The sequence below is a fragment of the Corallococcus silvisoli genome (assembly GCF_009909145.1).
In the GTDB taxonomy this organism is placed as follows: domain Bacteria; phylum Myxococcota; class Myxococcia; order Myxococcales; family Myxococcaceae; genus Corallococcus; species Corallococcus silvisoli.
Genome location: NZ_JAAAPJ010000018.1, coordinates 56,735 through 69,938, shown reverse-complemented (window position 1 = coordinate 69,938; position 13,204 = coordinate 56,735). Strand labels below are relative to the sequence as shown.

The window sequence follows — 13,204 nt, the reverse complement described above, 5'->3', positions numbered from 1 at the left end:
TGCCGCGCGCTCCATGGCCCGGGAAAAGGACAACATCGCTCTGTCCGATGAGCACAACACCCGCGGCATCGAGCTGGCGGATCGCGGCTGGCTGGACGAGGCCATCAAGGAGTTCCGCAAGGCCATCGACCTGGACCCCACGTCGGCGCACGCGCACGACAACCTGGCCACGGTCTACGCGGAGAAGAAGCAGTTCCGCGAGGCGCTGGCGGAGTACCTCACCGCGCTCAAGCTGGAGCCGGAGAGCGCCACCGCGCACTACAACCTGGCCTGCTTCCTCTCCACGCACGCCAGCGAGATGGCGGTGGAGGAGTACAAGGAAGCCATCGAGCTGGATCCGGAGTACCCGGACGCCCACCTCAACCTGGGCCTCACGTACGCGGACCAGGGGCGGGTGGAGGAGGCGATGCGCGAGCTGCAATCCGCCATCGAGCTGGATCCGCAGGACGCCTTCCCCCGGCACGAGCTGGCGGCGCTGATGATGGACGAGGGCGACTACCGCTCCTCCATCACCCAGCTGAAGGAAGTGGTGCGGCTGGAGCCGGACAACTTCGAGGCGCAGCTGGACCTGGGTATCTGCTACGCCCAGAAGGGCTTCTACGCGGAAGCCGAGCGCGCCTACGAGCGCGCCCGGGCGCTCAATCCGGACGACCTGCTTCTCAACTACAACCTGGCGGCGCTGTACGCGCTGTGGGGCCGTCCGAAGGACGCCGTCCAGTACCTGCAGAAGGCGCTGGCGGCGGACCGGCAGAAGGTCCTGGGGTGGCTGTCCGCGGACCCCATGTTCGACGTGCTCAAGGGCGATCCGGACTTCGAAGCCCTCTTCTGAGGGAATCACGCAATGGAATGGGTTTTCCTGGGGCTGGCGCTGCTGCTGGTCGTCGCGAACGGCTTCTTCGTGGCGACGGAGTTCGCCATCGTGAAGATCCGCGCCACGCGCCTGCAGTCCCTGGCGGATGAAGGCACGCCCGGCGCGAACATGGCCCTGAAGATGGTGGGCGAGCTGGACGCGTACCTGTCCGCCACGCAGTTCGGCATCACGCTCGCGTCGCTGGGGCTGGGCTGGCTGGGAGAGCCCGCGTTCGCGCACCTGCTGGAGCCGGTGCTGACGCGGCTGGTGCCGGAGGGCTCCGCGACCACCGTCGCCCACAGCGTGGCGGTGGTCATCTCGTTCAGCATCATCACGTTCCTGCACATCGTGCTGGGGGAGCTGGCGCCCAAGAGCCTCGCCATCCAGCGCGCGGAGCAGACGACGCTGGCGGTCGCGCTGCCCATGCGCGTGTTCTACTTCCTCTTCTACCCGGCCATCCGGCTGCTCAACGGGTTGGCGGCGCTGGTGCTCAAGGCGTTCGGGCTGCACTCGGCCAGCGAGTCGCACGAGGCGACGAACGAAGAGGAGCTGCGCGTCATCCTGCACAGCTCCGCGCAGGCGGGCGCCATCACCACGGCGCGCGCGGAGCTCCTGGAGCGCGCGCTGGAGATGGCGCAGAAGACCGCGCGTCAGGTGATGGTGCCCCGCAACCAGATGCGCTACCTGGACGTGGAGGAGACGCTGGACAAGAACGTCATCGACGCGCGGGCGTCCGGGCACACGTGGCTGCCGGTGTGTCGGGGCAACCTCGACGAGCTCGAGGGCGTGGTCAACGTGAAGGACCTGTTCTTCCTCCTGTCGCGCGGTGAGCTGCGCAGCCTGTCCCAGGTGCAGCGGCCGGTGCTCTTCATCCCGGAGAACGCGACGCTGGAGCAGCTGCTCACGGAGTTCCGCCGGCGCCGGCGGCAGATCGCCATGGTGGTGGACGAGCACGGCGGCACGTCTGGCCTCGTCACCATCGCGGACGTGGTGGCGGAGGTGGTGGGCGACGTGGCGGAGCTGGGCCGGCGAGTGGAGGAGGTCCGGGCGCTGCCGGGAGGCCGCTTCGAGCTGCCGGGCACCGCCCAACTGGACGACCTGGAAGCGCAGCTGGACGTGACCTTCGACCTGAGCGACGACGAGAAGGGCGAGGTCACCACCATCGCCGGCTACCTGATGACGAAGCTGGGCCGGGTGCCGGAGAAGGGCGACAGCCTCAAGCTCGACATGTGGCGCATCCTCGTGGACGAGGTGGACGGCCCGCGCGTGGTGCGCGTGACCGTGGAGCCCCAGTCGCGCGCCGGCGCGCAGGCCCCCGGGACGGGCCGCCCGCCGGAGCCTCCCGCGTCGTCCGGCGAGACGGGGTAGGGCCCCGCTCCAAGCCGAGCGCCCCCAGGAGGCGTCAGCCCTTGGTGGCCCGCGTCTTCTTCTTCGCGCCCCCCTGGATGGAGGCCGGCTTCACCTTGGCGGCGGGCCGCTCCACCTTGAGCAGCTCCAGGTGCGTCTCCCCGTCGGTGGTCAGCTTGAGGATGCCCACGTCCGGCGCGAACCACATGTAGCTCTCCATGGACCGCCCCTCCGAACCGGGGCGGCTGGCGCGGGCCGTGGTGATGTTGCGGATCTTCAGGGCCTTGAAGGTGCCCGCCTGCACGGTGATCTCCTCCTCGCCCACCACCGTGGCCTCCTTGTCGAAGGTCGTGGCGATGATGGGGCGCAGGCCGCCCTTCCTCGCCGGCGGCTGGAGCTTCACCGACAGGCTGTTCTTCCAGGTGCCCCCGGGGACCATCACGGAAGGGGCCGGCACGGCCGCGCCCTCCGCGCTGACCACCTGCACGTCCATGCCGGACGCGGACAGGAGCGTGCCCTCCAGGCCGCCCAGGCCCGTGCGCACGCCCTGCGCGTCGCAGGTCAGCTCCGTCTGGCCGCTCCGGCCCTTGAGGCTCACCGCCAGCGTCGCCTTCACCGTGCCATCCGGCGCGGGCACGACGTCCTTCGTCGCCAGCACCAGCTCCGACGCGTGGCCCGCCCGGTACGTCAGCGTCAGGCCGTCCTCCATGGGAAACCAGGGGTTCGGACAGGGGGCCGGCGCCGCCGCCACCACCATGTCAGACCGGGGTGCTACCTGGGACGTCGGGGACGCACCTACGAGGAGCGACAGGGCGAGCAAGGGCTGGAACGTAGGACGCCTCCAGAAAGATCAAGAGGAAGGTAGGGTGGGTCGGCTGCTTTGCAAGGGTGATGCGAGGCCGCCTGCCCTCCATCCTGTAGCACTGGACGTAGGGTCATGCGTGGCATGGTCACGCTTGATCACCGGTGGGGTGCTTGGTACTCCTGCCGGACGCTGCGGAGCCGATTTTCCGGCCTCGCGCGCGTTTTCATCCCGTCTCACCGTCGGCCTGTAGGGAGCCCGCTGGCATGCGAATCAAGCGCCTGGACATCACCGGCTTCAAGTCGTTCATGGAGCGGAGCGTCTTCTCCTTCGACGAGGGCGTCACCGGCGTCGTCGGCCCCAACGGGTGTGGCAAATCCAACGTCGTGGACGCCATCCGCTGGGTGATGGGCGAGCAGAGCGCGAAGAACCTGCGCGGCCGCGGCATGGAAGACGTCATCTTCAACGGCTCGGAGAACAAGCCGCCCCTGTCCATGGCGGAGGTGTCGCTCACCTTCCTGGTGGACGACACGGACACGCTGGCGCCGCAGTACCAGGGCTTCAGCGAGATCACCGTGACCCGGCGCCTGTTCCGCAACGGCGACTCCGAGTACCTCATCAACAAGACGCTCTGCCGCCTGCTGGACATCACCGAGCTGTTCCTCGGCACGGGCGTGGGCACCAAGGCCTACTCCATCATCGAGCAGGGCCGCGTGGGCCTCATCGTCTCCAGCAAGCCGGAGGACCGCCGGCACCTCTTGGAGGAGGCCGCGGGCGTCACCAAGTACAAGGCCCGCCGCAAGGCCGCCGAGCGCAAGATGGAGGCCACCGAGGCCAACCTCCTGCGCGTCAACGACATCACGGGCGAGCTGGAGAAGCGGCTCGACACGCTGTCGCGTCAGGCGAAGAAGGCGGAGAAGTACCGCAAGCTCAAGGCGCGCATGCGGGAGATCGACCTGCACTCAGCCAGCCACCGCTCGCTGGAGCTGATGGCGGAGAAGCGCGTGCTCCAGTCGCGCCTGGAGAACCTGGGCGGCGAGGAGCGCGAGGGCCTGGACCGGGTGAAGGAGCTGGAGGAGGTCATCACCCGGCGCCGCGCGGAGCTGGACGCGGAAGGCGCCGCGCTCCAGCAGTTCGCGGGAGAGGTCCACGGGCTGGAGAGCGCCCTGCAGCGCGACGCGCAGGAGCTGGCGTACGGCCGGCGCGACTTCGAGGAGACCGGCACGCGCGTGGACGCGGCGCAGGCGGAGCTGGACGCGCTGCTCGCGCGGCAGGCGGAGGTCGTGGAGACCATGACGGCCCGCGAGGCGGAGCTGTCGGGCATCGCCGGCTCGTACAAGGAAGACGAAGTGGCCATGCAGGTGGCCCTGGAGGAGCAGCGCCGCGTCTCCGTGCTCCAGACGGAGATCTCCCTGCGCCTGGAGCAGGAGCGGGCGGGCCTGGTCGCCGTGGCCACGCGGCTGGCGAACCACGAGAGCAACCTGGTCAACCTGGCGCGGCAGCGCACCGACCTGGAGGCCCGCCGCGCGAAGCTGTCCGCCGAACTGGAGACGCTGCACGCCCAGGAGCAGGCGCTGGACGGCGTGCGCACCCAGGCGGCGAAGCACGTGGAGGACACCCGCCACCTGGCCTCCGAGCTGGCCGAGCGCCGGGGCCAGGAGGAGGAGGCCCTCACCCGCACGCGCGAGGCCTTCACGGAGAACGAGGTCCAGGTCATCGCGCTGCGCGAGGAGCTGAGCGACAAGCGCAGCCGCCTGTCCTCGCTGGAGGACATCCAGAAGAACTACGACGGCTTCGACCGGGGCGTGCGCGCCGTGATGGTGCGCGCGGCGGAGGCGGCGCGGGAGCAGGGCATCTTCGGCCTGGTGGCGGACGTGCTCACGGTGAACTCGCCGCGCTATGAGCGCGCGGTGGAGGCCGCCCTGGGCGAGCGGCTCCAGCACGTCATCGTGGACAGCCGCGAGAAGGGCGTGGAGCTGGTGGAGTACCTGAAGGGCCACGCGGAAGGGCGCGGCACCTTCCTGCCGGTGCCCAGCGGGGAGCAGGGCCGGGGCCTCGTGGAGCCGGACCTCACGCGCCCGGGCGTCCTCGCCCACGCGCTGCGCGAGGTGTCCTGCGAGCCCGCGCTGGAGCCGGTGCTGCGGCTCTTGCTGGGCGACGTGGTCATCGTCCAGGACCTGCTCGCCGCCCGCGAGTACGCCGAAGCCAGCCCCGTCCCGTGCACGCTCGTCACGCTGGAGGGCGAGGTCTTCCGCACCGACGGCTCCATCACCGGCGGTGAGCGCGAGGGCGCGGCGGTGGGCGCGCTCCAGAAGAAGCGGGAGATCGCCGAGCTGGCGTCGGAAGTGGCGCGGGTGGAGGAGCGCTACAACGAGATCCTCACCCGCCACTACACGCTCCAGAAGCAGATGGGGCAGGCGGAGGCCGTCCTCAAGGGCCTGGGCAAGGAGCAGCACGCGGAGGAGGTCAACCTGGCCAGCCAGGAGAAGGACCTCCACAAGGCGAGCGAGGACCTGGCCCGGGTGCGCGAGCGGCTGCGCTCGCTGGAGGGCGAGGCGGGGCAGCTGTCGCAGAGCCACACCGCGCTCGCCAACGAGGAGGAGTCCAGCCGGGGCGAGGTGGCCCACGGCCAGGCGGACCGCGAGGCGCGCGAGGAGCGCGTGCGCCAGTACGCCGGGGAGCTGGAGGGGCTGCGCCAGCGCGCGGACATGGCGTCCTCGGACCTGATGGGCCTGCGCGTGAAGGTGGCCGCCGGCAGCGAGCGCGGCGAGTCCGCGCGCAAGGAGCTGGAGAGCCTGGTGTCCCAGCGCCGGGACATGGAGGCGCGCGTCGGCCGGCTGCAGGGCACCGTGACGGAGGGCCGGGCCAAGGTGGAGACGCTCCAGGGCCGGCTCGCGGAGCTGGAGTCCACCCGGGAGCAGCGCGCGGAGGCGCACCGCGGGGCGGCGGAGACCCTGGAGGCGCGCCGCGCCGCGCACACCGCGGCCACCACCGAGGTGCGTGAGCAGGACACCGCCTTCCGCGAGCTGCGCGGCCGGCTGGATGAGCTCATGCAGGGCCTGTCCCAGATTTCGCTGCGCGAGAAGGAGATCGCCCTGGAGATGGAGCACCTGGCCTCCGGCATCCGCGAGCGCTACCAGCTGGAGCTGGCCGCGGAGCTGCACCAGTACCACCTGCTGCCGCCGCTCTCGGACGAGGTGGAGGGGGAGCTCAAGGACCTGCGCGCGCAGGTGGAGAAGATGGGGGAGATCAACCTCACCGCCATCGACGAGCACGCGGAGCTGTCCAAGCGCTACGAGTTCCTCTCCACGCAGCGCCAGGACCTCCAGGCGTCCATCAGCCAGCTGAAGGAAGCCATCGTCCGCATCGACGCGACGAGCCGCGAGCGCTTCAAGCAGACCTTCGACGTGGTGAACGACAAGTTCCAGGCCATCTTCCCGCGCCTGTTCGGCGGTGGCCGCGCCAGCCTGGTGCTGACGCAGGAAGGCCCCAACGGCGAGCCGGGCGTGGAGATCGTGGCCCAGCCGCCGGGCAAGAAGCTCCAGAGCGTCAACCTGCTGTCCGGTGGCGAGAAGGCGCTCACCGCCGTGGCGCTCATCTTCGGCATCTTCCTCATCAAGCCCACCCCCTTCTGCCTCCTGGACGAGGTCGACGCCCCGCTGGATGAGGGCAACGTGGGCCGCTACAACGACATGGTGAAGGAGATGAGCCGCCAGTCGCAGTTCATCCTCATCACCCACAACAAGCGCACCATGGAGGTCGCCGACACGCTCTACGGCGTCACCATGGAGGAGCCCGGCATCTCCAAGCTGGTCAGCGTGAAGATGCGCGAGGCCGCCGCGCACAACGACGACAAGGTCCCCGCCGCGTCGTAGCGCGGCAGGGCAGGGACTCCGGGGCCTCTCCAGAGGCTCCAGAAAAGACGACGGGCGCCCCGGGAAGTCTCCCCGGAGCGCCCGTTCTCTTTCGACCGCCGGGAGGACTCCCGGTGGCCCGCGTGCCTACTTCTTCTTGGGCGCGGTGTAGTTCACCTTCGGGCAGGCGCTCTGGTCCGCGGCCAGACGCTGCTGGGCGCCGGCGACGTCCTTCTGGGTGTTGGCGAGCGCCTCCTGGCTGGCGGTCTCCACGGGGGCCCAGTTCTCCTCCTTGGCCTTCAGGCCCTGCACCAGGGTGAGCGTGGTCTGGTCCACCGTCTCCTGCGCCTTGAGGGCGTTCACCCACGCGGTGGCGGACTCCACCAGCGCGTTGCACTTGGAGGACAGCTCGCTGGCGAGCTTGTAGTCCTTCGTCTTGGTGTACTTCTGAACGACGGCGTCATACGTCTCCGCCGCGTTGCTGCGCTCGCCGTAGGCGATGGCGGACGCGGCGGCCGTCTGGGTGCGCGCCAGCTCCAACTGGAAGAAGCGCAGCTCCGGCGGCATGTCCGCGGAGGCCTCCAGCGGGGCCTGCGAGTTGAAGTACACGAAGCGGAAGGGGAACTTCAGCTCGCCCGTCGCCTTGGTGGGCATCGCCGCGACCTTCGCCTTCAGGCAGGACGCGAGCTGGTCGCCCTCCGTGCTTCCGGTGGGCTTGAAGGTGACCTCCGTGGGGTTCGGCTGGCCCTTCATGATGTGGATGTCGAAGGCCAGCACCGGCGGCGTGGACGCCTTGTAGCCGGCGAAGCACTCACACCAGTCCTTCTCCGCAAGGCGCACCGCGCCGGAGAAGTCCGAACCCTCGTTGATGCCCAGGGTAACGGAGGGGTTGTTGGCCGTGGCGTGTTCGTACTCGTACGTGGACTCCACCGGCTGGGCGTTCGCCGCCAGCGCCGCGGGCTTCACGTACGTGTCCACCACCTTCTGGACGCACTGGGTGCCCGCCGGGGTGAGGTTCTCCCCGGAGACGGCGTGCGTGGTGCCCTGGGCGCTGACGGTCGTCTTCACCACCACCTTGGTGTTGGCCGCGGGGCCGCGGTTCGCCGGATCCACCAGGCACTCCAGCACGTCCGGACGGACGCTCAGGAGCGCGCCCACGAGGATGCCCTGGTTGGCGGGGGCGGGCAGGGTCCGCTCATGCGGGAAGCAGGAGGCCAGGTCGAAGGGCGGCTGGTTGGTGATGCGCAGCCGCTCTTCCTTGGTCATCTCCTTCTGACCTTCGGTGGCGTCGCCGGTCTTCTGCTGACCGGCACAGGCGGCGGTGAGGATGACGGAGGCGACGGCGAGACGTCTCAGCATGGTGAGGCTTTCTCCCGGTGGGGTGGGGTGGGTGGGTGCTGCGGTCGGGCTCTCACTTCTCCAGTCCCTCGGCGTTCTTGAGGTCCTTGAGGCGGAGTCCGTTCTTCTTCAACAGGCGATAGAGGCTCTGCATGGACAGGCCGGTGCGCTGCTCCGCGGCCTTCATGTCGAAGGCCACCTCGCGCATGATCTCCGCGAAGTACAGTCGCTCGAAGTCCGCGAGCACGCGGTCCTTGGCCTCGTGGTACGGCATGCCGGAGACGATGGCGGCCACGTTGGTGGCGGGCTCGCTGCCCTCCGCGCGCTTGGGCGTGTGCGCCAGGAAGTCCAGCCAGCTGGTGTTGCCCGTCTCCTGCATCAGGGCGCCGCGCTCCAGCACGTTGCGCAGCTCCCGCACGTTGCCCGGCCAGTCGTAGCCCTCGAAGAGGGCCAGCGTCTGCGGCGTCAATTCCAGGGCGGCCTTCATCCCGCGCGACAGCGCCTGCGAGAGCGTGGGGATGTCGTCTCGGCGGGTGCGCAGGGGCGGCAGCCGCACGCGCGCCACCGCGAGCCGGAAGTAGAGGTCCGCGCGGAAGCGGCCCTGGCGCACGTCCTCCTCCAGGTTGCGGTGCGTGGAGGCGATGACGCGCACGTCCACCGCCACCGGCTGCCCGTCCAGGGACGGCACCTCCCGCGTCTCCAGCACGCGCAGGAGCTTGCCCTGCACGGACATGGGCAGCTCGCCCACCTCGTCCAGGAAGAGGGTGCCGCCGCGCGCCGCCTCGAAGATGCCGCGCGCGCCCTTGTCCTCGTTCTCCCCGGCGCGCAGCCCGCCGAACAGCTCGCGCTCCGCCTTCTCCTCGGAGATGAGGTTGCAGTCCACGACCTTGAAGGCGCCGTGGCGGCGCAGCGAGTGCTGATGCACCGCGCGCGCGGCCAGCTCCTTGCCGGTGCCCGTCTCACCCTCGACGAGCAGGTTCATGTCCTCGCGGGCGATGCGGCGCAGCTCCGTGAAGACCCAGCGCATCTTCTCCGAGCTGCCCACGAGCTGCCCGAAGGACTCCGTGCCGGCGACCTCCACCTCCGTCGCGCGGGCGGCCACCTTCACCGCGAGCTTCGTCTTGCCCAGCTCCACCTTGTCGCCGCTGGAGACGAAGGCCTGGAGGATGCGGCGGCCGTCGATGAACGTGCCGTTGCGGCTGCCGGTGTCGCGCAGCAGCAGGCCCTGCGGCAGCCGCTCCACCTCCAGGTGGCGGCGGCTCACCGTCGGGTCGCTCAGCACCAGGTCCCCCGCGCTGTCGGAACCCACACGCACCAGCGAATCCCGCGTGGTGACCTTCTTCCCCTTGTCCGGACCCCCCACGACTTCCACCGTCCACTCGTGGAGGGGGACGCGGGTGGACTGCCCCTCGCGCTCCGCCTGCACGGTTTCGGTGACATCCGGTCTGTCAATCATGATCACGGACCCCTGGTCGCACCGGGTCGCGGGGGGCGAAAGGACCCCTCCCCGCCCTGAATCCCGCCTGTTTAGGGGGGACTGCACACAGGGGGCAAGCGGAAGAAGTGGACTCGGAAACGTCCGTTGAAGGTGAAGACAGATGGAGCCCGCGCGCCCCTACCGGGGACGTCGGGCTCGTTTCCGGGCGTGTCTTCGCGCGTCAGTACGTCCCTGGGGCGTCGCTCGCGGGGAACGACTCCTTGGACTGCTCATCCACGGAGTCATCCCCGGGGCTCCCCCCGGAGCGCACGCTGGCGTTGGTGGGCTCCCGCACCTCGCCCGCTGACGCCTCGCTGGAGGCGTTCGCCTTGCCCCTGGGGCGCTTGGACGGGGCCGGGGAGGGGGGGCGGCGGCGGGGGGCGGCCTGCGCGTTCACCATGCGCGCGCCCAGCAGGTTCTTGGCGCGCTCGGCCAGGTTTCGCTGTTCGTCCCGCCAGTCGCGGAAGAGCTGCGCCAGCTCCGGGTCTCCGGAGGCTTCGGCTTCGCGCAGGTACTGCTCGCTCGCCGACGCGCCCTTGAGCAGGTGGTAGAGCGTGCTGATGAGGGCGTGGTGTTCGTCCCGGGTCCCCGCCGTTGCCTGTCCGCCCGCCATGGTGTTCCTCCCGTCAAAGGGGTGAATTCCGCTGGAGAGAAGGTAGGCACGGCGGGCGCGGGTGGCGTCCGGACCCGGGGCCCGGACGCCTGCCTGCTTCTAGCCCTGGAGCAGGGGGTCCAGCCGCTGCTCCTTATCCAGCTGCGCCAGGTCCGAATAGCCGCCCACGTGCGTGTCGCCGATGAAGATCTGCGGCACGGTGCGCTGGCCGTTGCTCATCTCCACCAGCTTCTCGCGGGCGTCGTCGTCGCCGGTGACGTCGACCTCCTCGTACGCCACGCCCTTGCGCTTGAGCAGGTCCTTGGCGCGCACGCAAAAGCCACAGTAGGTCGTCGTGTAGATCTTCACGGGTTTCATGGATTCGATTCCTCCTGGAGTTCCTGATGCCAGACCCGGGGGCCCGTTGCACGCGGGGCCAAGGGGGGCCGGGTGCCGGGCCGCTTGAAACACGACGGCCCCCGGAGCCCGTGGGGGCGCCGGAGGCCGTCAGGTCCATCCCCTGTGTCGCGCGGGGACGGGGGGCGACTACATGCCCATGCCGCCCATACCGCCCATGCCACCCATGCCGCCCATGCCACCGCCCGCGGCGCCCTTGTCGTCGTCCGCCTTCGGGCGCTCGGCGACCATGGCCTCCGTGGTGAGCATCAGCGAGGCGACCGACGCGGCGTTCTGCAGCGCGGTGCGGCTCACCTTGGCCGGGTCGATGACGCCGGCGGCCAGCAGGTCCTCGTAGGTCCCGGTCGCGGCGTTGAAGCCGTAGGCGCCCGTGCCCTCCTTGACCTTGTTCACCACCACGCTGCCCTCCAGGCCGCCGTTGCCGACGATCTGACGCAGCGGCTCCTCGACGGAGCGGCGGATGATGTCCACGCCGGACTTCTCGCCGTCGCCGACCTTCAGGGTGTCCAGCGCCTTGAGGCAGCGGATGTAGGCGACGCCGCCGCCGGGCACCACGCCCTCCTCGACGGCCGCGCGGGTCGCGTTGAGCGCGTCCTCCACGCGGGCCTTCTTCTCCTTCATCTCCGTCTCGGTCGCGGCGCCCACGTTGATGACGGCCACGCCGCCCACGAGCTTCGCGAGGCGCTCCTGGAGCTTCTCACGGTCGTAGTCGCTGGTGGTGTCCTCCACCTGCGCGCGGATCTGCTTCACGCGCGCCTCGATTTCGGACTGGCTACCCGCGCCATCGACGATGGTCGTGTTGTCCTTGTCGATGGTCACGCGCTTCGCGCGGCCCAGGTCCTGGAGCGTCAGCGTGTCCAGCTTGATGCCCAGGTCCTCGGCGATCATCCGGCCGCCGGTGAGGGTCGCGATGTCCTCGAGCATGGCCTTGCGGCGGTCGCCGAAGCCCGGCGCCTTCACCGCGGCCACGTTCAGCACGCCGCGGATCTTGTTCACCACCAGGGTGGCCAGGGCCTCGCCCTCGACCTCCTCCGCGATGATGAGCAGCGGCTTCCCGGCGCGCGCCACCTGCTCCAGGATGGGCAGCAGGTCCTTCATCGACGAGATCTTCTTCTCGTTGATGAGGATGAGGGGGTCGTTCAGCACGACCTCCATGCGCTCCGGATCCGTCACGAAGTACGGGGACAGGTAGCCGCGGTCGAACTGCATGCCCTCGACGACGTCCAGGGTGGTGTCCAGGCCCTTGGCCTCTTCCACCGTGATGACGCCCTCCTTGCCGACCTTCTCCATCGCGTCCGCGATGATCTGGCCGATGGTGGTGTCGCCGTTGGCGGAGATGGTGCCAACCTGGGCGATTTCCTTGTTGCCCTTGGTCGGCTTCGCCAGCGTCTTCAGCTCGGCGGTGATGGCGGCGACGGCCTTGTCGATGCCGCGCTTGATGTCCATCGGGTTGTGGCCCGCGGCGACCAGCTTCGCGCCCTCGCGGAAGATGGCCTGCGCCAGCACGGTGGCCGTGGTGGTGCCGTCACCGGCGACGTCCGACGTCTTGGAGGCGACCTCCTTGACCATCTGGGCGCCCATGTTCTCGAACTTGTTCTCCAGTTCGATTTCCTTCGCCACCGTCACGCCGTCCTTCGTGATGGTGGGGGAGCCGAAGCTCTTCTCGATGACGACGTTGCGGCCCTTGGGCCCCAGGGTCACCTTGACCGCGTCGGCCAGGATGTTCACGCCGCGCAGGATGGCGTCGCGCGCGCGCACTTCGAAAATGATGTCCTTCGCCATGGTCTGAATCCTCTAGAAGTTGTGGGTGGGAAGACGAACGGCGGGCTTCACTTCTCGATGATGCCCAGCACGTCCTCTTCGCGGAGGATCAGGTGATCCTCGCCGTCCAGCTTGATCTCCGTGCCCGCGTACTTGCTGAACAGGATGGTGTCGCCCGCCTTGATGTCCATGGCGCGCACCTTGCCGTCCTCCAGCACCTTGCCGTTGCCGACCGCCACGACCTTGCCCTCGAGCGGCTTCTCCTTCGCCGTGTCGGGGATGAAGAGGCCGCCCTTGGTCTTGTTCTCCTCGGCGACGCGCTTGATGATGAGCCGATCCTGCAGGGGACGAATCTTCATGGCTTGCTCCTGTGAACCGCGGCTGCCGGAGGCGGACGGAAGGGTCCGGACCGGGACGCCGCTGGGGGTTGAAAAGGGCCTGTGGGCCCCGGCGTTGGCACTCGCACCTGCTGAGTGCTAACGCCTAGGCGCGGCGGATAATAACCAGGGACTTCACCTCGTCAAGCGACGTCGGGGCATCCGTCCGTACGCGGCTAAACACCCGTCCCGCCTGCGCTTTTCCTGGAAGATTCCCCCTGGGCCACGCCTGCCCGCCAGGCCGTCCCAGGTGTCGGCCCGTTGGCACTCGTCCATTCCGAGTGCCAACGTAAGTCCTTGATAAGACTTGAGTCCCTTTTGCCGACGCCGTGCGACATGGCTACGCTTGCCCGAAGCGTCTCCTGGAGGCCATGGCGCCTTCCAGGGAC

10 protein-coding genes are annotated in these 13,204 nt (G+C 69.4%); 3 read left to right on the top strand and 7 right to left on the bottom strand.

All coding sequences use genetic code 11. The features are described 5' to 3' along the window. The first annotated feature begins 13 nt into the window (after positions 1-13). Complete coding sequence (locus tag GTY96_RS29945; protein WP_143907201.1) at positions 14-829, top strand: tetratricopeptide repeat protein; 816 nt, start codon at positions 14-16, stop codon at positions 827-829. A gap of 12 nt (positions 830-841) precedes the next feature. Beyond that, complete coding sequence (locus tag GTY96_RS29940; protein WP_143907200.1) at positions 842-2,218, top strand: hemolysin family protein; 1,377 nt, start codon at positions 842-844, stop codon at positions 2,216-2,218. A gap of 34 nt (positions 2,219-2,252) precedes the next feature. Here the strand turns inward: GTY96_RS29940 and GTY96_RS29935 are convergent, their stop codons facing one another. Next, entirely contained in the window at positions 2,253-2,906 is a 654-nt protein-coding gene (locus tag GTY96_RS29935) for a TapB family protein (protein WP_235685978.1), read from the bottom strand. A gap of 359 nt (positions 2,907-3,265) precedes the next feature. Between GTY96_RS29935 and smc the strand changes: the two genes are divergently transcribed. Further along, complete coding sequence (gene smc, locus GTY96_RS29930) at positions 3,266-6,874, top strand: chromosome segregation protein SMC (protein WP_143907196.1); 3,609 nt, start codon at positions 3,266-3,268, stop codon at positions 6,872-6,874. Positions 6,875-7,000: 126 nt separating this feature from the next. Here the strand turns inward: smc and GTY96_RS29925 are convergent, their stop codons facing one another. The 6 genes from GTY96_RS29925 to groES form a co-directional block, all read right to left on the bottom strand. Continuing rightward, positions 7,001-8,212: a hypothetical protein gene (locus GTY96_RS29925; protein WP_143907194.1), complete on the bottom strand. Its 1,212-nt coding sequence runs from the start codon at positions 8,210-8,212 to the stop codon at positions 7,001-7,003. Positions 8,213-8,264: 52 nt separating this feature from the next. Further along, the gene (locus tag GTY96_RS29920) at positions 8,265-9,647 is read right to left on the bottom strand and encodes a sigma 54-interacting transcriptional regulator (protein ID WP_143907192.1); all 1,383 of its coding nucleotides are present in this window, start codon (positions 9,645-9,647) and stop codon (positions 8,265-8,267) included. Between the two features lie 202 nt (positions 9,648-9,849). After that, on the bottom strand, positions 9,850-10,281 hold the full coding sequence (locus GTY96_RS29915) for a hypothetical protein (RefSeq protein ID WP_161666513.1): 432 nt from the start codon (positions 10,279-10,281) through the stop codon (positions 9,850-9,852). A 99-nt stretch (positions 10,282-10,380) separates the two neighbouring features. Beyond that, positions 10,381-10,638 (bottom strand): glutaredoxin 3, encoded by a 258-nt coding sequence (gene grxC / locus GTY96_RS29910; RefSeq protein ID WP_143907188.1) that lies wholly within the window; start codon positions 10,636-10,638, stop codon positions 10,381-10,383. 168 nt (positions 10,639-10,806) lie between these two features. Continuing rightward, a complete protein-coding gene (gene groL, locus GTY96_RS29905; protein WP_143907186.1) occupies positions 10,807-12,459 on the bottom strand; it encodes a chaperonin GroEL in 1,653 nt (550 codons plus the stop codon). Between the two features lie 47 nt (positions 12,460-12,506). Further along, positions 12,507-12,797, bottom strand: a complete 291-nt coding sequence (gene groES, locus GTY96_RS29900; RefSeq protein ID WP_120600169.1) for a co-chaperone GroES — start codon at positions 12,795-12,797, stop codon at positions 12,507-12,509. Between the last annotated feature and the right edge of the window lie 407 nt (positions 12,798-13,204).

Coding starts and splice junctions, on each gene's coding strand:
- groL (WP_143907186.1), bottom strand. CDS start 12,459: ATGGCGAAGGACATCATTTTCGAAGTGCGCGCGCGCGACGCCATCCTG.
- GTY96_RS29915 (WP_161666513.1), bottom strand. CDS start 10,281: ATGGCGGGCGGACAGGCAACGGCGGGGACCCGGGACGAACACCACGCC.
- GTY96_RS29935 (WP_235685978.1), bottom strand. CDS start 2,906: ATGGAGGACGGCCTGACGCTGACGTACCGGGCGGGCCACGCGTCGGAG.
- GTY96_RS29925 (WP_143907194.1), bottom strand. CDS start 8,212: ATGCTGAGACGTCTCGCCGTCGCCTCCGTCATCCTCACCGCCGCCTGT.
- grxC (WP_143907188.1), bottom strand. CDS start 10,638: ATGAAACCCGTGAAGATCTACACGACGACCTACTGTGGCTTTTGCGTG.
- groES (WP_120600169.1), bottom strand. CDS start 12,797: ATGAAGATTCGTCCCCTGCAGGATCGGCTCATCATCAAGCGCGTCGCC.
- smc (WP_143907196.1), top strand. CDS start 3,266: ATGCGAATCAAGCGCCTGGACATCACCGGCTTCAAGTCGTTCATGGAG.
- GTY96_RS29920 (WP_143907192.1), bottom strand. CDS start 9,647: ATGATTGACAGACCGGATGTCACCGAAACCGTGCAGGCGGAGCGCGAG.
- GTY96_RS29940 (WP_143907200.1), top strand. CDS start 842: ATGGAATGGGTTTTCCTGGGGCTGGCGCTGCTGCTGGTCGTCGCGAAC.
- GTY96_RS29945 (WP_143907201.1), top strand. CDS start 14: ATGGCCCGGGAAAAGGACAACATCGCTCTGTCCGATGAGCACAACACC.